Genomic DNA, 20344 nt, shown 5'->3' on the forward strand with positions numbered 1-20344 from the left:
GCGCCCCCGCAAGCCGGCCCGGCGGGGCATGCCAGGGTCAGTTGCGAACCAGGTTCACGCCGTCCGCCGTGGGGCTGACGGCCCCCAGGCCGAACAGGTCGGCCAGGGCTGCGCGGTACTGCGCCTGCCCAACCGAATTGGTGTTGTGGTGCGAGCCACCTTCCACCAGCACGAACGATTTGCGACCGGTGGCCGCCTCATAGAGCCGGCGTCCCAGCGCGGGCTGGATCAGCCGGTCTTCACCCCCATGCACCACCAGCAGCGGAGAACCGATCTCCGGCACCCGCTTGACCGCCTCGAACCGCTGGGTGATCAGCAGCGACACCGGCAGCCAGCCCCATTTGAACGTGCTCACCACATCGGGGATGGAGGTGAAGGTGCCCTCGACCACGGTGCCGGCCTCGTCGCTAACCTGCGCCGCGAGCTCGATGGCAATGGCGCCGCCCAGCGAGTGGCCAAAGATGTAACGAGGGCGCCCGGGGTACTTCTGGCCCAGCCATTCCCACGCCGCGCGCGCATCTTCGTAGGCCATGGATTCCGAGGGCAACTCGTTCGTGCTCTTGCCAAAGCCACGGTAGTCAATGGCCAGCACCGAAAAGCCCAGCTCTTCCATGCGCCGCGCCCGGAAAGCCGAGCCGGTGACATTGAAGCGTGCGCCGTGGAGGTACAGCAGCACCGGCGCATCCTTCTGCTCGGTGAAGTTTTCGTTTTGCGCCCAGAGGCCGTGCAGCTTGACCGGGTGGCCAGTGACCTGGGAAGGGAATTCGATCCAGACCTCTTCCATGCCCTGGGCTGCGCTCAGGCCACCCGCCCAGCTGCGATCCGAGGGCTGGAAGATCCAGCCGCGTTGTTTCTCGTCGAGGGTAGCGCACCCGGCCAGCATGGCCAGGGCAGCAAACAAGGTGACGAGAAGTCGCTTCATGGCGGTGATGGATGCACCTGAACGGAGAAAAGTTCAGCGCCTTTACCCATGGTGCACGTTCCATGCCACGGCTGCGCACCGCCAGATCGGGATTGCGTGGGCTAGATCACGCCTTGGGCGAGCATGGCGTCAGCCACCTTGACGAAGCCGGCAATATTGGCGCCATCCACATAGCTCACCGTGCCATCCTTGCGCTTGCCGTGCTGCAGGCAGGCCTGGTGGATGCCCACCATGATGGTGTGCAAGCGCGCGTCCACCTCCTCGCGCGGCCACGAGAGGCGCATGGCGTTCTGGCTCATCTCGAGGCCCGAGGTGGCCACGCCGCCGGCGTTGCTGGCCTTGCCGGGGGCGTAGAGCACGCCGGCGGCCTCCAGCACGTCCACCGCTTCCAGTGTGGTGGGCATGTTGGCGCCTTCGGCCACGCAGCACACGCCGTTCTTCACCAGCAGGGCTGCGTCGCTCGCTGCAATCTCGTTCTGCGTCGCGCAGGGCAGCGCCACATCGACCGGCACGCCCCAGGGCTTCACGCCGGGTTCGAAGCGCGTCTTCGTTCGCTCGGCGTAGTCGCTCACGCGGCCGTACAGATGGTTCTTCACCTCCATCAGCTCGGCCAGCTTGGCCGGGGTGAAACCATCCTCGTCGATCACCGTGCCGCTGGAGTCGGAAACCGTGACCACCTTCGCCCCCATGGCCATGGCTTTTTCCACCGCGTACTGCGCCACGTTGCCTGAGCCGGACACGCTCACGCGCAGCCCGTCCAGTGTCTTGCCCTTCGTCTTGAGCATTTCCTCGGCGAAGTACACCGTGCCGTAGCCGGTGGCCTCAGGCCGCACCAGCGAACCGCCGAAGCTCAGGCCCTTGCCGGTGAACACGCTGTCCGCCCGGTTGCTGAGCTTCTTCATCATTCCAGTCATGAAGCCCACCTCGCGCGCGCCCACGCCGATGTCGCCCGCGGGGATGTCGGTGTCCGAACCGATGTGGCGAAACAGTTCGCTCATCAGCGCCTGGCAGAAGCGCATCACCTCGCCCGCGCTCTTGCCCTTGGGGTCGAAGTCCGATCCACCTTTGCCGCCGCCCATGGGCAGGGTGGTCAGCGCGTTCTTGAAGGTCTGCTCGAAGGCCAGAAACTTCAGGATCGACAGGTTCACCGAGGGGTGAAAGCGCATGCCGCCCTTGAAGGGGCCGATGGCCGAGCTGTGCTGAATGCGGTAGCCGCGGTTCACCTGCACGTCGCCGTGGTCGTTCACCCACGAGATGCGGAACATCACCACGCGCTCGGGCTCAACCAGTCGATCGAGCAGGCCCTGCTCGGCGTAGCGCGGGTGCGCACCGATGAAAGGCCAGAGGCTTTCCATCACCTCGGTGACGGCTTGCAGGAATTCGGGTTGGTGGGGGTTGCGGTGCGCGACTTGTTCGAGAAAGGCGTGGGCCGAAGGGTATTTCATGGATCTCATGCTTCAAGTTGGTGCATGAGATTATGCGGAAAGCGCATTTCGTGACGCAAAACGCCCCGGCCTGGTGCCTGGGCCTCAGCGGCCTCGCAGGAACAGCGCGTCGAGTTCCTTCATGCCGACCTGCCGCCAGGTGGGCCGGCCGTGGTTGCACTGGTCCGATCTTTCGGTGACTTCCATCTGCCGCAGCAGGCCATTCATTTCGTCCAGCGTGAGACGTCGATTGGCGCGCACGGCGCCATGGCAGGCCATGGTGGCCAGGAGTTCGTTGCGGGCGCGTTGCACCACCGTGCTGGCGTCGTGCTGGCCCAGCTCTGCCAGCACGCTGCGCGCGAGTTCCACCGGGTCGCCCTGGGCCAGGGTGGTGGGCACGGCGCGCACCGCCAGTGTGCGCGGCGAGAGCGGGTTTACCTCCAGACCAAGCGTGGACAACGCCTCGGCGCAGGCTTCGGCGGTGGCCACTTCTTCGGGCGTGGCGGCGAAGGTGGCCGGGATCAGCAGCGGCTGGCTGGCCACCTGCTGGTTGTCGAGCTGCTGTTTGAGGCGCTCGTAGACGATGCGCTCGTGCGCGGCGTGCATGTCGACCACCACCAGGCCCTGGGTGTTCTCGGCGAGGATGTAGACGCCTTGAAGCTGGGCGATGGCGCGGCCGAGCGGCCATTCGCCTTGCGGCAGGGGTTGTGGCTGGGCGGGAGCTTCGACAGGCTCAGCCCGAACGGACGGAACAGGAGCGTTCCCCCACAACGCCCCGACATCACTCACCCGATACCCCACTTCCGGCTCGCGCGGCGCAAACGCCAGGCCGGTCTGCTGCGCGGGCGGTGTCCACACCGGCAAGGGCTCCGCGCTCGGGGCTTCGGCAGCTGCGGTAGACCTCGGCACCGCCAGCGCCGTTTCCACCGCCTGCCGCACCGCGTGGTGCACTTCGCGGCTGTCCCGGAAGCGCACCTCGATCTTGGTGGGGTGCACGTTCACGTCCACGCGGGCCGGGTCGAGCGTGGCGAACAGCGCATACACCGGCTGGCGATGCCCGTGCAGCACGTCTTCGTAGGCGCTGCGCGCGGCGTGCATGACGACCTTGTCGCGCACGTAGCGACCGTTCACGTAGGCAAACTGCCAGTCGGCGCGCGAGCGGGCGGCGTCGGGCACGCCGGCAAAGCCCCACACGCGCAGGCGTTGCAGGCCGTCGTCGGGTGGGTCCACGGGCCAGTCCACCGCCACCGCCTGCTGCACGAATTCTTCGCCCAGCACGTCGGCCAGGCGCTTGCGCAGCGCATCGATGCCGCCGCCGGCCACGGCGCGCCACTGCGACACCAGTTTGCCTTCGTGCCAGATGGCAAAGCCCACGTCGGGCCGCGCCAGCGCGTGGCGGCGCACGGCTTCGATGCAATGAGCGAGTTCGGTGGCGTCGGTCTTGAGGAACTTGCGCCGGGCCGGCGTGGCAAAGAACAGTTCGCGCACCTCCACGGTGGTGCCGGGTGCCCGGGCAGTGGGTCGCAGTTCGCCGCTTCGGCCATCGAGCAGCCAGCCGTGCGGTTCCTCGTCGGTGTCCACGCGGGTCAGCAGCGACACCTCGGCGATCGAGCAGATGGCCGCCAGTGCCTCGCCTCTAAAGCCCATGGTGCCCACCGACTCGAGGTCGGCGAGGCTGGCAATCTTGCTGGTGGCGTGGCGTTTCAGGGCGTGGGGCAGCTCACTGCGCAGGATGCCGCCGCCGTTGTCTTCCACGCTGATCAGGCGCACGCCACCGGCCTGCAGCCGCACGGTGATCTGGGTGGCGGCCGCATCCAGCGCGTTGTCCAGCAGTTCCCGCACCACCGAGGCCGGCCGTTCCACCACCTCACCCGCTGCGATCTGGCTCACCAGTTCATCGGGGAGCTCGCGAATGGGGCGGCGGGGCGGCGTGCTGGAGGGTGGAAGGCTGGCGTTCACGGGCAAATTGTAGGGCGCAGGGATAATGCCCCTCCATGGAAATCATTGCCTTCCTCATCGACTTCATCCTGCATGTGGATCAGCACCTGCAGACCTTCGTGCAGAACTACGGCGCCTGGGTGTACGCGCTGCTCTTCCTCATCATCTTCACCGAGACCGGCGTGGTGGTCATGCCGTTCCTGCCGGGCGATTCGCTGCTGTTCGTGGTGGGCACGCTGTGCGGCGCGGGCCTCATGAGCTTGCCGCTGGCCATGGGCCTGCTGGTGGTGGCCGCCGTGCTGGGCGACCAGGTGAACTATTCAATAGGCCGCTACTTCGGCCCCAAGGTGTTCCAGTGGGAGAACTCGCGCCTGTTCAACCGCAATGCCTTCAACCAGGCGCACGCGTTCTACGAGCGCTACGGCGGCATCACCATCATCCTCGCGCGCTTCATGCCCTTCATCCGCACCTTTGCGCCCTTTGTGGCCGGTGTGGCCGAAATGACCCGCACCAAATTCACCGCCTACAACGTGATCGGCGCGGTGATCTGGGTGGTGGGTCTCACGGCAGCGGGTTACTGGTTCGGCAACCTGCCCTGGGTGCAGGAAAACCTCAGCAAGATCATCTGGGCCATGATCATCATCCCCGGCCTCATCGCCCTCTATGGGGGCTGGAAGGCCAGCCGCGAGGCGAAGCGAAATCCGGTCTGAGGCAACCCGGCCTGGTTTCAGGCCGGCGCGCGGTCGGCATGCAGATCGACGAGCAGGTTGCGCAGCCATTGGTTCGCCGGATCCTTGTGGTGTTTCGCGTGCCAGAACTGGTTGATGGCAATGCGGGGCAGGTCCACCGGGTGCGGCAGGTGGCGCAACCCGAAGGGCTCCACCATGCGTTCGGCCAGGCGCTCCGGCACGGTGGCAATCAGGTCGGTGCTCTGCAGGATGTGGCCAATGGCCACGAAGTGGGGCACCTTGAGCTTCACGCGCCGCTGCGGCGTGTGGTTGTCCAGAATTTCGTCCACCTGACCGTGCCCGGTGCCGGCTGAGACGATGGCCACATGGTCGGCGGCAAAAAAGTCTGCCGCGCGCAGGCGCTTCTGATCGAGCTTGTGCCCCTGACGGAACAGGCAGACGTACTTCTGCTCGAACAGGCGCCGCTGGAAAAACCCCGCCTTGAGTTGCGGCAGCAGGCCGATGGCCAGGTCGATCTGGCCAGCTTCCATCGCGTCCTTCAGGTTCAGGCTGGTGTGGCGCACTGTGCTGATGGTGACCGAGGGCGCCAGCTCCTGCACGCGTTGCATGAGGCGCGGCAGAAAGTAAATCTCACCGATATCGGTCATGCCGATGCTGAAGCTGCGCTGGCTGGTGGCGGGATCGAACGAGGTGCGGGCATTCACCGCCCCATGGATCATGCCCAGCGCATAACCAATGGATTCGGCCAGATGCTCCGCGAATGGCGTGGGCTGCATGCCATGGGCGGTGCGCAGGAACAGCTCGTCGTCGAACAGCTTGCGCAGACGAGCCAGCGCATTGCTCACCGCCGGCTGACCCAGGCCCAGGTTCTCGGCCACCTTGGACACCTTGCGTTCGGTGAGCAACTGGTTGAACACCACCAGCAGGTTGAGGTCAATGTCTTCAAGTTCCATATTGATCTGAATGATATCGATCATTAACGCCATTGCGTTGACTGATTTTCGGGCGCCGACGATCATCGGCCGATGGACATCCACATACGGCCGATCGACCGCACCCTGAGCGTCAACGCAGGCACGAACCTGCTGGAGGTGCTGCGAGCGAACGGCATCCCGGTTTCTTACAGCTGCATGGCGGGGCGCTGTGGCACCTGCCGGTGCAAGGTGGTGTCGGGCCACGTGCTGGAGTCGGGCCACGAAGTGCGGCACGCGCAGCCCGGTGACGACCCGAGCTCGGTGCTGGCGTGCCAGACCTTCCTCACCGAGCCGTGCACGGTGGAAATTCCGGAGCCAGACGAAGTGGTGGTGCACACCGCGCGCATCGTCAAGGCCACGGTGGTGGCCATCGAAGACGCCACCCACGACATCAAGCGGTTGCGCCTGAAGCCGGCCAAGCCGATCGAGTTCTCGCCCGGCCAGTACGCCCAACTCCAGTTCACGCCCAAGCACATCCGGCCCTATTCGATGGCGGGCTTGTGCGCCGATGGCGAGCTGGAGTTTCACGTGCGCCTCGTGCCCGATGGGCGCGTCACCGGCTACATCGCGCAGGTGCTGAAGGTGGGCGACGCGGTGCGGGTGAGTGGGCCGCTGGGCTCGGCATACCTGCGCCGCAAACACACCGGCCCCATGCTGTGTGTGGCCGGTGGCACGGGGCTGGCTCCGATTCTTTCGGTGTTGCGCGGCGCACTGGCCGCCGACATGCGCAACCCGGTGCATCTGTATTTTGGTGTGCGTTCCGAGCGCGACATCTACGGGCTCGAATGGCTGGCCGACCTGCAGAAGCGCCACCCCGGCCTGCATGTGCACACCGTGGTGGCCTCCGGCCGCGCGCCGGGCTGCCGCACCGGCCTGGTGACCGACGCCATCCGCCAGGACTGGCCGAAGCTCGACGACTTTCGCGCTTACCTCTGTGGCGCACCGCCCATGGTGGAGGCCACCTCGCTCCTGATCCGGCAGATGGGCGTGTTGCCCGAGCACATTCACGCCGATGCCTTCTACGCCAGCAGCACCTGAACATTACAACCAGGAGACCGCATGAACACCACCACCGAAGGGACTTTTCCCGACCGCATCCGCTGGGAGTCCGATGGCACGAGCCGCATTCCCTTCATGGCCTACACCGACCCGGCGCAGCACAAGAAAGAGCTCGAGCGCTTCTTCTACACCCGGCACTGGAACTACGTGGGCCTGGAAGCGGAAGTGCCGAACAACGGCGACTTCAAGCGCACGGTGATCGGCGAGCGTTCGGTGATTCTGGTGCGCGACGCCGAGGGCGAGATCCGCGTGGTGGAAAACGTGTGCGCGCACCGGGGCATGCAGTTCTGCCGCGAGCGCCACGGCAACCGGAAGGAATTCGTCTGCCCCTACCACCAGTGGAGCTACACCTTGAAGGGCGATCTGCAGGGCGTGCCGTTTCGCCGCGGCGTGAAGCAGGACGGCAAGGTCAACGGCGGCATGCCGGCCGATTTCAAGACCACCGACCACGGCCTCAACCAGCTCAAGGTGGCCACACGTGGTGGCGTGGTGTTTGCCAGTTTCGACCACGGTGTCGAGTCGCTGGAAGATTTTCTCGGTCCCGTCATCCTCGGTTACTTCGACCGCCTCTTCAACGGCCGCAAGCTCACCATCCTGGGCTACAACCGTCAGCGCATTCCGGGCAACTGGAAATTGATGCAGGAGAACATCAAGGACCCCTACCACCCAGGCCTGCTGCACACCTGGTTCGTCACCTTCGGCCTCTGGCGCGCCGACAACAAGAGCGAACTCAAGATGGACGCGCACCACCGCCACGCGGCCATGATCTCCACGCGCGGTCAGTCCGGCAAGGCCGATCAGGTCACGCAGGTGTCGAGCTTCAAGGAAAGCATGCAACTGCACGACCCGCGATTCCTGGACATCGTGCCTGAGGACTGGTGGGGTGGGCCGACGACGCCGGGCCGCCCCAAGGCGTCGGACGCCCCCTCGGGGGGCAGCGAAGTGCGCGAAGCGCCGAGTGTGGGGGCACCTGTACCCACGGCGGTGATGACCACGCTGTTTCCCAGCGTCATCCTGCAGCAGCAGGTCAACAGCGTTTCCACGCGCCACATTCAGCCCGACGGCCACGGTGCCTTCGACTTCGTCTGGACCCATTTCGGCTTCGAGGACGACACGCCCGAGATGACGCAACGGCGCCTGCGCCAGGCCAACCTGTTCGGCCCGGCCGGCTTCGTGTCGGCCGACGATGGTGAGGTGATCGAGTTCTCGCAGCAAGGCTTCGAGCAGAAGCCGCACCACCGCACGCTGGCTGAACTCGGGGGCCGCGAGGTGGGCGACACCGACCACATGGTCACCGAAACGCTGATTCGCGGCATGTACAAATACTGGCGCGAAGTGATGGAGGCAAAGTCATGAGCGCGTCACCTGCGCTTCGTTTCGAAGACCACCTCGCCATCACGCGCCTCTACGCCGACTACGCACAGGCGGTGGACTCGGGCGACTGGGACCTGTGGCCCGAGTTCTTCATCGAAGAGGGCATTTACAAGCTCATCCCTCGCGAGAACCACGAGCGCGGCTTCCCGCTGGCCACGCTGTCGTTCGAGAGCAAGGGCATGCTCAAGGACCGCGCGTACGGCATCAAGGAAACGCTGTTCCACGACCCCTACTACCAGCGCCATGTGGTTGGCGCGCCGCTGGTGCACAAGGCCGAAGCGGATCGCTTTGAAGCCGAAGCCAATTACGCCGTTTTCCGCACCAAGCTGTCGAAAGAAACCACGGTCTTCAACGTCGGACGCTACATCGACGTGATCGTGCGCACGCCGCAGGGTCTCAAGTTCGCGTCGCGCCTGTGCGTGTACGACAGCGAGATGATCCCCAATTCCATCATCTACCCCATCTGAAGCCCGAGGTGCCTCCATGAGCTCGAACCCAAAATCCTGGACCGACGCCACGTCGATCGACGAGTTGCCGGACGACGATGTGACCGGTCTGCAGGTCGGCGGACGCGACATCGCCATCTACAAGGTGGAAGGCGAGGTATTTGCCACCGACAACACCTGCACCCACGGGCACGCACGCCTCTGCGATGGCTTTCTGGACGGGCACGAGATCGAATGTCCGCTGCACCAGGGCAAGTTCAACGTGCGCGATGGGCAGCCCACCTGTGCTCCGGTCACCGAGGCGCTGCGTTGTTACCCGGTGCGCATCGTGGATGGCCGGGTGCTGCTGAACATGGCCGGCTGAAGCCGACGGTTCAGATCTGGCGGGTTCTCGCCAGCGGCGGATTCTTCGAGAAGTAGGCCACGATACCGCGCAGCAAGGCGTCGGCAAGGTCGTTCTGGTACTTCGGGTCGTTCAGGCGCTTTTCTTCATCGGGGTTGCTGATGAAGGCGGTCTCCACCAGCACGCTGGGGATGTCTGGCGCGCGCAGCACCGCGAAGTTGGCTTGCTCCACGCGCGGCTTGTGCAGCTTGCCGATGCGCTTGACGTGGCCCAGCATGGCGCTGCCAAGCCTGAGGCTGTCGTTGATCTGCGCAGTGGTGCTCATGTCCAGCAACGCGCGTCGCAGGTGGGCGTCCGAACTCGACTTGACGTTGAGCCCGCCCACCAGATCGGCCGCATTTTCCTTGTCGGCCATCCAGCGCGCGGCCGCGCTGCTGGCGCCTTTCGTGCTCAGCGCATACACGCTGGCGCCCTGCGGTCGGGGGGTGAGGAAAGCGTCGGCGTGCAGGCTGATGAACAGGTCGGCCTGCACCTTCTGGGCCTTCTGCACGCGCACCTGCAAGGGCACGAAGAAGTCCTTGTCGCGCGTCATGTAGGCGCGCATGGGGTTGCCGTTGACGCGCGTGTCGTTGATGCGGTCGCGCAGCTTCTGCGCGATCTGCAGCACCACCTTTTTCTCGTGCGTGCCGCCGGGACCGATGGCGCCCGGGTCTTCACCGCCGTGGCCGGGGTCGAGCGCGACGATGATCAGGCGTTCGGTCTTGCCCTTGCCCCCGGGTGGCTGTTTGGCCGGGCTTCCCTTGCCAGGCGTTGCGCCAGCCACGGTCTTGTCGTCGCCCGTCACCGGCGGCTGTGCAGGTGCGTTGCCCGGTGCCACGGGCCCGGTCACGCCGGGCGGGAGTTCGCGCTTCGCGATCAAGGCACCCAGCGGGTCGTCTGCTGGTGTTGCCGCCCGGGTCACCTTCTCGGTTTCCAGGCCCAGCAGCCGCGCCGCGCGTGCACTGGCTTCGTCCAGGTCCTTCATGCGCTGCGCAATCAGCTGTTCCAGCGGATCGGGTGCGTTGACCGGATACAGGTCGAACACCAGCCGGTGCTGGTAGGCGGCGACCGGTTCGAGGTTGAACACCTGCGGCTTGATCGGCTGCTTGAGATCGATCACCAGCCGCACCACATTGGGTGCGTTCTGCGCCACGCGGATGCCAGCGATGTTCGGGTCGTCCGATTTGAGCTTGCCCACCAGCTCGCGCAAGCCCGGCAGCAGGTCGATGCCTTCGATGTCCACCGCCAGGCGCGGCGGTTCGTTGATGAAAAACTGGCGCGCCTGCAGCACCGCATCGGACTCGATGGTGACCCGCGTGTAGTCTTCTGCCGGCCAGATGCGCACGGCCACCACGCTGGCGCCACGCGCAATCTGCTGCGCGCCGAGCAGTAGTACCAGGGAGCCGGTGCGCAGGAGCTTGCGGCGTGAAATCGTCATGACAGCGCCTCCAGAAGCAGGCGGCCCGTGGGGGTGAGGGCGCTGACGCTGACCCGGCGGTGCGTGTCCTGATCCAGATCGATGTGGTCTTGAGGTGTCATCTCGTCGGGTTGAATGTGAATGCGCAGATCAACGAGGGGTAGAAAGTCGCCCGCGCGTTCTGGCCACTCCACCAGCTTGAGGCCCGGGCTGGCGAAAAGTTCGCGAAAGCCCGCATCTTCCCATTCGCGTGGATCACTGAAGCGGTAGAAATCGAAGTGCCAGATTTGCAGTGGTTCGCCGGCGGGCATCACCGCGCAGTCGATGGCGGTGTGCGGTTCCACCACCGCGTAGGTCGGGCTTTTGATGCGCCCTCGCACGCCGAGCGCACGCAGCAGGTGGCGCACCAGGGTGGTCTTGCCGGCGCCGAGGTCGCCATCGAGCGCCAGGGTGGCGTGGGCGATGGCGGGCGACATGGCGAGCTGGCGGGCAAACGCCTGCGTGTCTTCTTCAGTTTCCCAGCGCCCCTGCCAGCTCATGGCAACAGACACCGATGCCACTGGCACCGGATCGGTTCCTACAATGGGCTTCACATGAAGATCGCTCTGGATACTGCTCAACTCGTCTCACAGGTGCAGGCCTGGGGCCAGGAGCTCGCATTTTCGCAAATTGGTGTGGCCGATGTGGATTTGTCTTCTGCCGAGCCCGGCCTGCAGGCCTGGTTGTCGGCGGGATGGCACGGCGACATGGCCTACATGGCCTCGCACGGCATGAAGCGCGCGCGCCCGGCCGAGCTGGTGCCGGGCACCGTGAGCGTGATCACCGCGCGCATGGACTATCTGCCGCGCGACACGCCCGAGGGCTGGCAGGCACAGGAGCTTGCGCGGCTCTATCGACCGCGTGAAGCGGTGGTGTCGTTGTACGCCCGGGGGCGGGACTACCACAAGGTGCTGCGCAACCGCCTGCAGACGCTGGCCGATCGCATCCAGGCCGCGGTGGGGCCGCTGGGTTACCGCGTGTTCACCGACTCAGCCCCGGTGCTCGAGGTAGAGCTGGCGCAACGCAGCGGCCAGGGCTGGCGCGGCAAGCACACGCTGGTGTTGAACCGCGAAGGTGGGTCGATGTTTTTCCTTGGCGAGATCTATGTGGACCTCGCGCTGCCGCCCACCGAAGCCGTCGGCGAGCACTGCGGTGCGTGCAGCGCCTGCATCGACATCTGCCCCACGCGCGCCATCACGGCACCGCAGCGGCTGGACGCACGCCGTTGCATCAGTTACCTCACCATCGAACACGCGGGCGCCATTCCGATGGAGCTGCGACCACTCATGGGCAACCGCATCTATGGTTGCGACGACTGCCAGCTGGTCTGCCCCTGGAACAAGTTCGCGCGGCGCAGCCCTCTTGCCGATTTCGATGCGCGCGAAGGCCTCAGTGGATCAAGCCTCGTGGCGCTTTTCGCTTGGAGCGAGGCAGAGTTTCTGCGCCGGACCGAGGGCAGCCCGATCCGCCGCATCGGCCACGAACGCTGGCTGCGCAACCTCGCGGTGGCGCTGGGCAATGCGCTGCGTGCCGCTCCGGATGACGCGGTGTCAAGCGCCTTGCAGACCCGCGCCGACCATCCCAGTGAACTGGTGCGCGAGCATGTGGCCTGGGCGCTGTCTCAGGCCGCGTAGCGCTGGCGCAGTTCGCGCTTGAGCAGCTTGCCGCTCGGGTTCTTGGGCAGGCTGTCTGTGAACACCACCCGCTTCGGGCTCTTGAAACTGGCCATGTGCTGGTTGCAGTGGGCCAGCACCTCGGCCTCGGTGAGCTGCTGGCCAGCCTTGACCACAATCACCGCCGTGACCGCCTCCACCCATTTCGGGTCGGGCAGGCCGATCACCGCCACCTCGCTCACAGCGCCCAGGCGGTAGACCATTTCTTCCACCTCGCGGCTGGCCACGTTCTCGCCGCCGGTCTTGATCATGTCCTTCTTGCGGTCGACCACGGTGATGTAGCCCTCGTCGTCGATCACCGCGAGGTCGCCGCTGTGGAACCAGTCGCCCTCAAACGCCGCCTTCGTGCGCTCGGGATCGTTGAAGTAGCCCAGCATGAGGTGCGGCGAGCGGTGCACGATCTCGCCCACTTCGCCCACGGCCACGTCCTGCATGGCGTCGTCCACCACGCGGGTCTCCACATTCAGCACCGCCTTGCCGCAGGAGCCGGGTTTGCGCAACTGGTCTTCGGGCGGCAGCATGGTGGCCAGCGGCGCAATCTCGGTCTGGCCGTACAGGTTCCACAAGCGCACGGCGGGCAGGCGTAAAGCCAGTTCCTTCAGCACCTCCACCGGCATGATGGACGCGCCGTAGTAGCCCTTGGCCAGCGTCTTGAGCCTGGCCGCATCGAACAGCGGCGAGCGCAGCAGTGCGATCCACACGGTGGGTGGCGCGAAGAAGCTGGTGATGCCGAACTTCTCGATCAGGGCGATCAGGTTGTCGGGCACCGGCTTGGCTGTGATCACGTTGCTGCTGCCAATGTAGATGGCGGGGCCGAAGAACACGTCGAGCTGGGCGCAGTGGTACAGCGGCAGGGCGTGCAGGGCGCGGTCGTCTTCGGCGATGCTGGCGTTGATCACACAGCTCACGTACTGCCAAAGCACCGCGTCGTGCGTGAGCATGGCGCCCTTGGGCGTGGACTCGGTGCCGCTGGTGTAGACGATCTGGGCCAGGTCGAAGCTGCCCAGGGTCACGTCGGGCAGGGGGTCGGCGCAGGCGGCGAGTTCGTCGAAGCGGTGCATGCCGGCGATCGGTTCGCTGGGGTCTTCAGACGGCAGCCAGATGAACTGGGCGACTTGCGTGTCGAGCGCGGCGGCCTCTCGAGCGAGCGACGCCAGGCCGCTGTCGGTGGCCAGTGTTTTTGCCCCTGCGTGGCGCAGGATGTAGGCCACTTCGTCGGCCTTCAGCATGAAGTTGATCGGCACCATCACCGCACCCCGGCGCGCCAGCGCAAAGCGCAGCGCGGCGAAGCCGTGCGAGTTGCGAGCCAGCACGGCCACCTTGTCGCCCTGCGCCACGCCGATGCGCGCCAGGCCGGCGGCCAGGCGGCTCACCAGCGCATCGAACTCGGCATAAGTCCACTGCGTGGCGCCGCAGACGATGGCGGTCTTTGCGGGCAGGCGCAGGGCGGTGCGGCGCAGCGCATCGGCAATGGTCTGGCGGCGCACCACGGGATGAACGGAGAAAGACATGCAGGGCTCCTCAAATCTCTGGAAAGGGGATGTGATGGCCGATTGAAATCGAATCGGGCCACATTGCCATGCGCGTTTACACCAGCGCGCTGTCACGTTTGCTCACGACTGTGGCGCGGGCCGCGCCGAGGCCGCCGACTATCATGCCCGCATGAACCCCGTGAACGCCACCCACAGCCTGATGGGCTACTGGGGCCGCAAGGCCCGCGCCACCTGGCGCGCCTGGTGGCACGTGATCCACATGGGCGCGCAGATCGTGGTGCTGGCGCTCACGCCGTCCATCTATACCCGCGCCGCCCACCGCAGCGCGGTGTTTGCGCACCTCTACACCGCCACGGCGCCACTGCTGGCCTGGTTTCTGGTGCTTTCCGCGCTGGTGAGCCTGGTGCTCATCCGCATCGTGGTGGCCACCGCCTACAGCTATGGTCTATCGCAATACGCGCTGGAAGTGCTGGTGCGCACTCTGGTGCTGGAGCTGATCCCCCTGTATTCGGCCATGTTCGTGGCGGCGCGCTACGCCATGCCGGCCGCGCAGGCTTTGCGGGGTCGTTTTGCCCGCGCGCACCGCGAAGGCAGCCTCGCGCCGCAGGAATCGCTGCTGGCCTCGGTGCTGCTGCCGCGTGCGGTGGCCGCGATGTTCTCCGTGCTGTTGCTCGCGGCGCTGGCCTGTGTGGTGTGTCTGGTGCTCACCTACCTCACGGTTTATGGTTTTTCGCCCTGGGGCCTGCCCGCCTACACGCGCAGCGTGGGTCAGGTGTTCTCGCCCACGGTCACGCTCATCTTCTCGCTCAAGACGCTGTTCTTCAGCCTCGCGGTGGGGGTGGTGCCGCTGGCGGCCAGCGCGCAGAGCGATGACCGTGGCGGCTTTTCCCGCCGCAGTGACATGTCCGAATTCGCACGCCTGTTTTCTGTGGTGCTGCTGATCGAGGTCACCTCGCTCATTGGCAACTATTACTAGACCCCCATGACGCCCACGCCTCCACCCCCTCCGTACGACGAACCACCACCGGTGAAAAACCTGGAGTTCAAGGCCGCGCTGCTGCTGGTGGTGATGGTGCTGCTGGTGGTGGGGTCGGCGGCTTATGTGATGTTCGCACGCGGTGTGTTCGAGCCCACGCAGCGGCTGGTGCTGATCTCCGACGATTCCGAAGGTGTGGTGGTGGGCATGGACATGACCTTCGCCGGCTTTGCCATCGGGCGCGTGGCGCGCATCGAGCTGGCGGATGACGGCAACGTGCGCATCCTGGTGGACGTGCCCGAGAAGGACGCGAAATGGCTGCGCACCTCCAGCATCTTCACCATGGAACGCGGCCTGGTGGGTGGCACGCGCCTGCGCGCCTACAGCGGCGTGCTGGAAGACCCGCCGCTGCCCGATGGCGCCGAGCGCAACGTGTTGCGCGGCGACACGGCGGCCGAAATCCCCAAGCTCGCGGCCAGCATGCGCGAGGTGCTGGAGAACCTGGCCGCCCTTACCGCCGCCGATGGCGCCGTGGCCGGCACGCTGGGCGGTGTGCAGGTGACGGCTGAGCGATTGAAAGGGCCGCACGGTGGCCTGGGCGTGCTGATGGGCAACGACGACGACGCGAAGAAACTGCTGCTCACCATCGAACGCACCAATGCGCTGCTGCTGCGCGCCGACGCATTGGCCAAGCGCCTGGACAGCCTGGCTGCCAACGCCGACCGCCAGGTGTTCGGCCAGGGCGCCGCACCCGGGCAGACCGGGCTGGTGGGCGATGCGCAGGCCACGGTGAAGCAACTCAACAGCTTGCTCGCCGATGCACGCAACAGCCTGCAGAAGGTGGACGCGGTGCTGGTGGAGGTGCAGGGCGTGGCCAGCAACACGCGGGACGCCACGGGAGATCTCGGCACGCTGCGAGCCGAGGTCGAGTCCAGCCTGCGCAAGGTGGATTCGCTGATCAACGAGATCAACCGCAAGTGGCCGTTTTCCAGAGACGCAGAGATCAAACTCCCATGAAGCTGAAGACCAGTCTTTTCCTGGCGGGCACCATCGCGCTGGCGGCCTGCTCCAGCAAGCCGCCCGCTCCCGAATGGCAGATGAACGCCAAGACCAGTGCCGAGCGCGCGGCCGAAGCCTGGCTGGTGGGCGATGCGCGCATCGAGGCGCTGGAGTTTGGGCGTGCGCGGCGCGAAATCGCGAGCACCGGGCGTGCCGATCTGCTGGCGCGCGCAGAGCTGCTGCGCTGCGCCACGCGCGTCGCCTCGCTGGTGTTCGAACCGTGCGCGGGCTTCGATGCGCTCGCTCAGGACGCCGCGCCTGCTGAACAGGCCTACGCGCGTTACCTGCAGGGCACCGCAACGCCTGCCGATGCCGCACTGCTGCCCCAGGTGCATCGCGCATTGGTCGGCAACGCCGCGCCCGATGCCGCTGTGGCCGCGATGGACGATCCGCTGTCGCAACTGGTGGCCGCGGGGGTTCTGCTGCGCAGCGGTCGTGCCACGCCCGGCGTGATCACCAAAGCGGTGGACACCGCCTCGGCGCGGGGCTGGCGGCGCCCGCTGCTGGCCTGGCTCGGCGTGCAGCGGGAACGCGCGAAGGCCGCAGGCGCCAGCGACGAAGCCGCGCGCCTGCAGCGCCGCATCGACCTGGTGGCACCGCCCCCTGCGGCGCGCTGATTCAGTTCACCTTGCCGATCTTCTGCACCACGGATTTCATGGCGCTGGCGTCGTCCTGCACGAACTTGTCGAACTCGGCGGCGTCCTGAAACTGGAACGAGGTGCCGGCGGTGGTCATCACCTGCACGGTCTTGGGGTCCTGCGCGGCCATGCGTGCGGCTTCGCGCAGCTTGTTCACCACGGCAGGCGGTGTGCCGGCCGGCACGAAGATGCCGGACCACTGCGAATAGCTGATCGGCACGCCGAGTTCCTTGAAGCTCGGCACGTCGGGCAGCAAGGCCAGGCGGCCTTCGCCCCAATGGGCGAGGGCGCGCAGCTTGCCGGCCTTGATCTGACCCACCGCGCTGGCGGGGCCGGTGGCCACGGCATCGACCTGGCCACTGAGCATGCCCAGGATGGCCGGGCCGGCGCCGGTGTAGGGCACATGCAGCATGTAGCTGGAGGTGGCGGCCTTGAGCTGTTCCATCGGCACGTGCATGGTGCCGTAGTTGCCCGATGAGCCGAAGGTCAGCCGCCCCGGGTTGGCCTTGGCAGCGGCGATGAATTCGGCGTAGGTCTTCCACGGGCTGTCGGCGCGCACCACGAGCACCGTGGGGTCGGCCGTCATGCGGGCGATGGGGATGAGTTGTGAGAGTTCGAACATCGGCGGGCGGCCGAGGATCCTGTCGGCTTCGGGCAGCACGACGATGGACGACAACGCCATCAGCATCGTGTAGCCATCGGGCGCGGCCTTGGCCACCTGGGCCATGCCGATGCCGCCGCCAGCGCCGGCCCGGTTGACCACCACCACCGACTGGTTGAGGTGGCGCGCCATGGCCTCGGCCACCGGACGGCCCACCACGTCGGCCACGCCGCCGGGCGGGAAGGGCACCACCATGGTCACGGGTTTGCTGGGGTAGGCGTCCTGCGCGTGGGCCATGCCCACCGTAGCGGCGAGTGCCAGCGCGAGGCTGCAGAGTTTGAGCGCGGTCGTGTTCATGAGGGTCTCCTGACGGTGTGTTCTTGAGTGGGAAAGGCGGTCAGACAAGTCAGACAAAACGGTTCTGCAGCGTGCCGATGCCATCGATCTCGATGCGCACCACATCGCCGCTCTTCAGAAACGTAGGCGGTGTCATGCCCAGGCCCACGCCGGCCGGCGTGCCGGTGGCGATCACGTCGCCGGGGTAGAGCGTGATGCCACGCGAAATGGTTTCAATGAGGGTGGGGATGTCGAAGATCAGGTCTTCGGTGCGGCCGTCCTGGCGCGGCTCGCCGTTCACCCAGCAACGCACGCGCGTGTGCTGGCCGTCGAGTTCGTCGGCGGTGACGATCCACGGGCCCATGGGGCAGAAGGTGTCGAAGCTCTTGCCCATGTCCCATTGCTGGTGGCGCATCTGCACGTCGCGGGCGGTGACATCGTTGACGATGGTGTAGCCGTAGACGTGTTTCATCGCATCGGCCTTCGCGATGTTCTTGCCACCGGTGCCGATCACCACGGCCAGTTCGGCCTCGTAGTCGATCTGTGGCGAGATGTCATCGCCGGGCAGCAGCACGTCGGTGCCGTTGGCCACCACGCATTCGGGCACTTTGGTGAACACGATGGGCCAGGCGGCCGGGTTGGTGTTGTTGTTCTTGAAGACCGAGCCCTGCAATTCTTTGGCGTGCTCGTGGTAGTTGCGCCCCACGCACCAGAGGTTGCGGCGGGGCAGGGGGATCGGCGCTTCGAGCTGCACTTCGGCCACCTTCAGTGCGGCGCCCGCAGTGGCAGGCAGGGGCCGGCCAGCTGCGGCGGCTTCCACCAGCGGCAGCGCGCCGCGCCTGGCGTCTTTCGGGCTCAGGCCCAGGGGTGTGATGGTCAGTCCATCGGCCGAGACGAGACCAACTTGCCGATGGCCCTGGTGAACGTAGGTGGCGATGCGCACGCAAACTCCTTCAAGAAAGTCCACAGAAATACCAAAAAATACCAATTGGTACCAGACGTCAAATCTTAAAGTGCTGAGGGTCTACGACGGAGTGGGGAAAGCACCTAGAAAAGGCTGCCCGGGCACATTGGTCTGTTTTGGTACATTGCCACTTCATGAGCCTGTCCAGACCGCTGCGCGAATCGATCCTTGACCAACTGCAGTCGGGGCACTGGCGCGCGGGCGACCGCATGCCCACCGAGCGCGAACTCTCCGACACCTTTGGCGTGAGCCGCACCACGGTGCGCAAGGCACTGGCCGAACTGAAGCAGCAAGGGTTGATCGAGCAGACCGTGGGCAGCGGCACGTTCGTCACAGAACATGTGGGAGCGCGCCTCGGTCGTCGCGTGCAGCAGGATTCGTCGCAGCACACCAGCCCGGCCGATCTCATGGAAGCGCGCCTGGCCATGGAGCCCGCCATCATCGAGCTGGCGATCCGCAACGCCAACGCGGCCGACCTGCAGCGCATGGATGAATGCTGCGATGAGGCCGAAGCCGCCGACACCCTCGAAGCCTTCGAGCACTGGGACGCCGAGCTGCACCAGGCCATCGCCGACGCGGCGCACAACAGCTTCGTCGGCAACGTGTTCAGCCTCATGAAGACGGTGCGCGCCCAGGGCGACTGGGGCCAGCTCAAGAAGAAGAGTGTGACGCCCGAACGCCGGCTCGCCTACCAGGTGCAGCACCGCCAGATCGTGGGTGCGCTGCGCGATCGCGACGCTGCAAGGGCGCGCGACCTCACCCTCGAACACCTCTTGCAAGTGCGCCGAAATCTGCTCGGCTATTGAGCGAGCAACGTGCTCACAGCACGAGCCGCTGCGCGTAGCCCGTCATTTCCAGATAACCGCGCCCCACCGTGCGGCCATTGCTGTCGATCAGGTCCGAGAGGCCTTCCCAGTACACCGTGCCAGTGCTCGCCCGACTGTCGAGTTCCTGTGGGTCGATCACGGCCTTGATGGTGTAGAAATCGGCCGGCGTGCGCACCACCCATTCCACCGGGTAGCGCGCCCGCGTGCGCGGACTGGTCCAGAAGCGCCGGGGTTGCCAGTCCACCTCGCCGGCCGCGAAGGCGTAGATGTCGGTCGGGCTCTGCGCGCTGCCGGCCGCGCGGAACGAGCCACCGGCCCAGACCTTGCTGCCGTCCTTGCGCCGCAACTGGAAGGCGGTGAGGCTGGAGCCGTCGAGCAGGTTCATGCCGATCCAGTCCCAGCCCACGGCTTCGGGGTGCAGCAGCGCTTCGCTCCATTCGTGGTCCAGCCAGCCGCTGCCCTGCACGGCAAAGCGCTGCCCGCGCACGTCCAGCGTGCCCCGCACCGCCAGCTGCGGCTGGCTCACGTAGAAGCTCGCCTGGGCGGCGTCGGGCCCCTTGCGCGAGAAGCCTTTGTCGCCTTGCAGCAAGTGGGCCTGGCGCGGCTGGGCACGCAGTTCGATCTGCAGTGCCTCGCTGGTCACGCGCATGGTGTAGTCGCCCGCGGGCTCGCGCAGCAGGTGCCAGTCGCGCAGTTCGATGTGGGTGTCTTTCACGCTGGCAAACACCGCGTGGCCGCTGCGCGCGGGTGGCTCGCCGTTCCAGCGTGCGATGCGCTGGTCGTGCACCAGCTCGCCGCTTTTCACGTCGGTGATCGCCGCGTGCGCGAACAGCAGGTGTTTCGCGGCCAGCCGGCTCTTCAGGTGGCGGGCTTCGTCAACCCGGCTGCGAAAGAACGTGATCTGGAAACCGAAGTCGCGCCCACTGGCATCGCGCGCATGGCCGGTGAGGTACCACCACTCGGTGCGCGTGTCGTTGTGGCTGCCGTGGTCGCGCGGAAACACGAGCGGGCGCGGCCGCAGCACGTCGCCCGGCTGGTGTGTGCCCTGCGCTTGAAGCGGCGGCAGCAGGCACGCGCCGGTGGCACCGATGAGCATTTGACGTCGATCGAAGT

General features: G+C 66.2%; 20 protein-coding genes. 10 read left to right on the forward strand and 10 right to left on the reverse strand.

The window, feature by feature from the left end; genetic code table 11:
- Nucleotides 1-37 precede the first annotated feature (37 nt).
- The 3 genes from CAP37_RS05565 to mutL form a co-directional block, all read right to left on the reverse strand.
- Nucleotides 38-922: an alpha/beta hydrolase gene (locus CAP37_RS05565; protein ID WP_086123266.1), complete on the reverse strand. Its 885-nt coding sequence runs from the start codon at nt 920-922 to the stop codon at nt 38-40.
- A gap of 101 nt (nt 923-1023) precedes the next feature.
- Complete coding sequence (gene gdhA, locus CAP37_RS05570) at nt 1024-2367, reverse strand: NADP-specific glutamate dehydrogenase (RefSeq protein ID WP_086123267.1); 1344 nt, start codon at nt 2365-2367, stop codon at nt 1024-1026.
- 84 nt (nt 2368-2451) lie between these two features.
- Complete coding sequence (gene mutL / locus CAP37_RS05575) at nt 2452-4305, reverse strand: DNA mismatch repair endonuclease MutL (protein ID WP_086124831.1); 1854 nt, start codon at nt 4303-4305, stop codon at nt 2452-2454.
- Nucleotides 4306-4340: 35 nt separating this feature from the next.
- Between mutL and CAP37_RS05580 the strand changes: the two genes are divergently transcribed.
- On the forward strand, nt 4341-4994 hold the full coding sequence (locus tag CAP37_RS05580) for a DedA family protein (protein ID WP_086123268.1): 654 nt from the start codon (nt 4341-4343) through the stop codon (nt 4992-4994).
- A gap of 17 nt (nt 4995-5011) precedes the next feature.
- Here CAP37_RS05580 and CAP37_RS05585 read toward each other — a convergent pair whose 3' ends face one another.
- The gene (locus CAP37_RS05585; RefSeq protein ID WP_086124832.1) at nt 5012-5926 is read right to left on the reverse strand and encodes a LysR family transcriptional regulator; all 915 of its coding nucleotides are present in this window, start codon (nt 5924-5926) and stop codon (nt 5012-5014) included.
- Nucleotides 5927-5998: 72 nt separating this feature from the next.
- On the opposite strand from CAP37_RS05585, the gene CAP37_RS05590 reads away from it, so the two are divergent.
- Genes CAP37_RS05590 through CAP37_RS05605 form a run of 4 tightly spaced genes read left to right on the forward strand, consistent with a single transcriptional unit; the run spans nt 5999 to nt 9190 of the window.
- The gene (locus CAP37_RS05590) at nt 5999-6985 is read left to right on the forward strand and encodes a 2Fe-2S iron-sulfur cluster-binding protein (RefSeq protein ID WP_086123269.1); all 987 of its coding nucleotides are present in this window, start codon (nt 5999-6001) and stop codon (nt 6983-6985) included.
- Between the two features lie 21 nt (nt 6986-7006).
- The gene (locus tag CAP37_RS05595; RefSeq protein WP_086123270.1) at nt 7007-8362 is read left to right on the forward strand and encodes an aromatic ring-hydroxylating dioxygenase subunit alpha; all 1356 of its coding nucleotides are present in this window, start codon (nt 7007-7009) and stop codon (nt 8360-8362) included.
- Nucleotides 8359-8847 (forward strand): aromatic-ring-hydroxylating dioxygenase subunit beta, encoded by a 489-nt coding sequence (locus tag CAP37_RS05600; RefSeq protein WP_086123271.1) that lies wholly within the window; start codon nt 8359-8361, stop codon nt 8845-8847. Before CAP37_RS05595 ends, CAP37_RS05600 begins: the two co-directional genes overlap by 4 nt.
- Nucleotides 8848-8863: 16 nt before the next feature.
- Complete coding sequence (locus CAP37_RS05605) at nt 8864-9190, forward strand: non-heme iron oxygenase ferredoxin subunit (RefSeq protein WP_086123272.1); 327 nt, start codon at nt 8864-8866, stop codon at nt 9188-9190.
- A 10-nt stretch (nt 9191-9200) separates the two neighbouring features.
- On the opposite strand, the gene CAP37_RS05610 is transcribed toward CAP37_RS05605, so the two are convergent.
- Nucleotides 9201-10646 carry an N-acetylmuramoyl-L-alanine amidase gene (locus tag CAP37_RS05610; RefSeq protein ID WP_086123273.1) on the reverse strand — a complete coding sequence of 482 codons (1446 nt, stop codon included), beginning with the start codon at nt 10644-10646 and terminating at the stop codon, nt 9201-9203.
- Nucleotides 10643-11164 (reverse strand): tRNA (adenosine(37)-N6)-threonylcarbamoyltransferase complex ATPase subunit type 1 TsaE, encoded by a 522-nt coding sequence (gene tsaE, locus CAP37_RS05615; protein ID WP_086123274.1) that lies wholly within the window; start codon nt 11162-11164, stop codon nt 10643-10645. The genes CAP37_RS05610 and tsaE overlap by 4 nt, the downstream gene beginning before the upstream one ends.
- 54 nt (nt 11165-11218) lie before the next feature.
- Here tsaE and queG point away from each other — a divergent pair, with 54 nt between their 5' ends.
- Nucleotides 11219-12298: a tRNA epoxyqueuosine(34) reductase QueG gene (gene queG, locus CAP37_RS05620; RefSeq protein WP_086123275.1), complete on the forward strand. Its 1080-nt coding sequence runs from the start codon at nt 11219-11221 to the stop codon at nt 12296-12298.
- Here queG and CAP37_RS05625 read toward each other — a convergent pair.
- Nucleotides 12286-13848 carry an acyl-CoA synthetase gene (locus tag CAP37_RS05625; protein ID WP_086123276.1) on the reverse strand — a complete coding sequence of 521 codons (1563 nt, stop codon included), beginning with the start codon at nt 13846-13848 and terminating at the stop codon, nt 12286-12288. The two genes, queG and CAP37_RS05625, sit on opposite strands and share 13 nt — an antisense overlap.
- A 151-nt stretch (nt 13849-13999) precedes the next feature.
- On the opposite strand from CAP37_RS05625, the gene CAP37_RS05630 reads away from it, so the two are divergent.
- The 3 genes from CAP37_RS05630 to CAP37_RS05640 are packed head-to-tail and all read left to right on the forward strand — an operon-like array spanning nt 14000 to nt 16482.
- A complete protein-coding gene (locus CAP37_RS05630; protein WP_179190148.1) occupies nt 14000-14806 on the forward strand; it encodes an ABC transporter permease in 807 nt (268 codons plus the stop codon).
- A 6-nt stretch (nt 14807-14812) separates the two neighbouring features.
- The gene (locus CAP37_RS05635; RefSeq protein WP_086123277.1) at nt 14813-15823 is read left to right on the forward strand and encodes an MlaD family protein; all 1011 of its coding nucleotides are present in this window, start codon (nt 14813-14815) and stop codon (nt 15821-15823) included.
- Nucleotides 15820-16482: a hypothetical protein gene (locus CAP37_RS05640; protein ID WP_086123278.1), complete on the forward strand. Its 663-nt coding sequence runs from the start codon at nt 15820-15822 to the stop codon at nt 16480-16482. The genes CAP37_RS05635 and CAP37_RS05640 overlap by 4 nt, the downstream gene beginning before the upstream one ends.
- Nucleotide 16483: 1 nt before the next feature.
- On the opposite strand, the gene CAP37_RS05645 is transcribed toward CAP37_RS05640, so the two are convergent.
- Nucleotides 16484-17461, reverse strand: coding sequence for a tripartite tricarboxylate transporter substrate binding protein (locus CAP37_RS05645; RefSeq protein WP_086123279.1), 978 nt, complete (start codon nt 17459-17461; stop codon nt 16484-16486).
- A 49-nt stretch (nt 17462-17510) separates the two neighbouring features.
- A complete protein-coding gene (locus tag CAP37_RS05650) occupies nt 17511-18383 on the reverse strand; it encodes a fumarylacetoacetate hydrolase family protein (RefSeq protein WP_086123280.1) in 873 nt (290 codons plus the stop codon).
- A 155-nt stretch (nt 18384-18538) separates the two neighbouring features.
- Between CAP37_RS05650 and CAP37_RS05655 the strand changes: the two genes are divergently transcribed.
- Entirely contained in the window at nt 18539-19210 is a 672-nt protein-coding gene (locus CAP37_RS05655; protein ID WP_086123281.1) for a FadR/GntR family transcriptional regulator, read from the forward strand.
- A 13-nt stretch (nt 19211-19223) separates the two neighbouring features.
- Here CAP37_RS05655 and CAP37_RS05660 read toward each other — a convergent pair whose 3' ends face one another.
- Nucleotides 19224-20327 carry a lipocalin-like domain-containing protein gene (locus CAP37_RS05660; protein WP_086123282.1) on the reverse strand — a complete coding sequence of 368 codons (1104 nt, stop codon included), beginning with the start codon at nt 20325-20327 and terminating at the stop codon, nt 19224-19226.
- Between the last annotated feature and the right edge of the window lie 17 nt (nt 20328-20344).

The sequence above is a fragment of the Hydrogenophaga sp. IBVHS1 genome (assembly GCF_002127265.1).
GTDB lineage: Bacteria > Pseudomonadota > Gammaproteobacteria > Burkholderiales > Burkholderiaceae_C > Hydrogenophaga.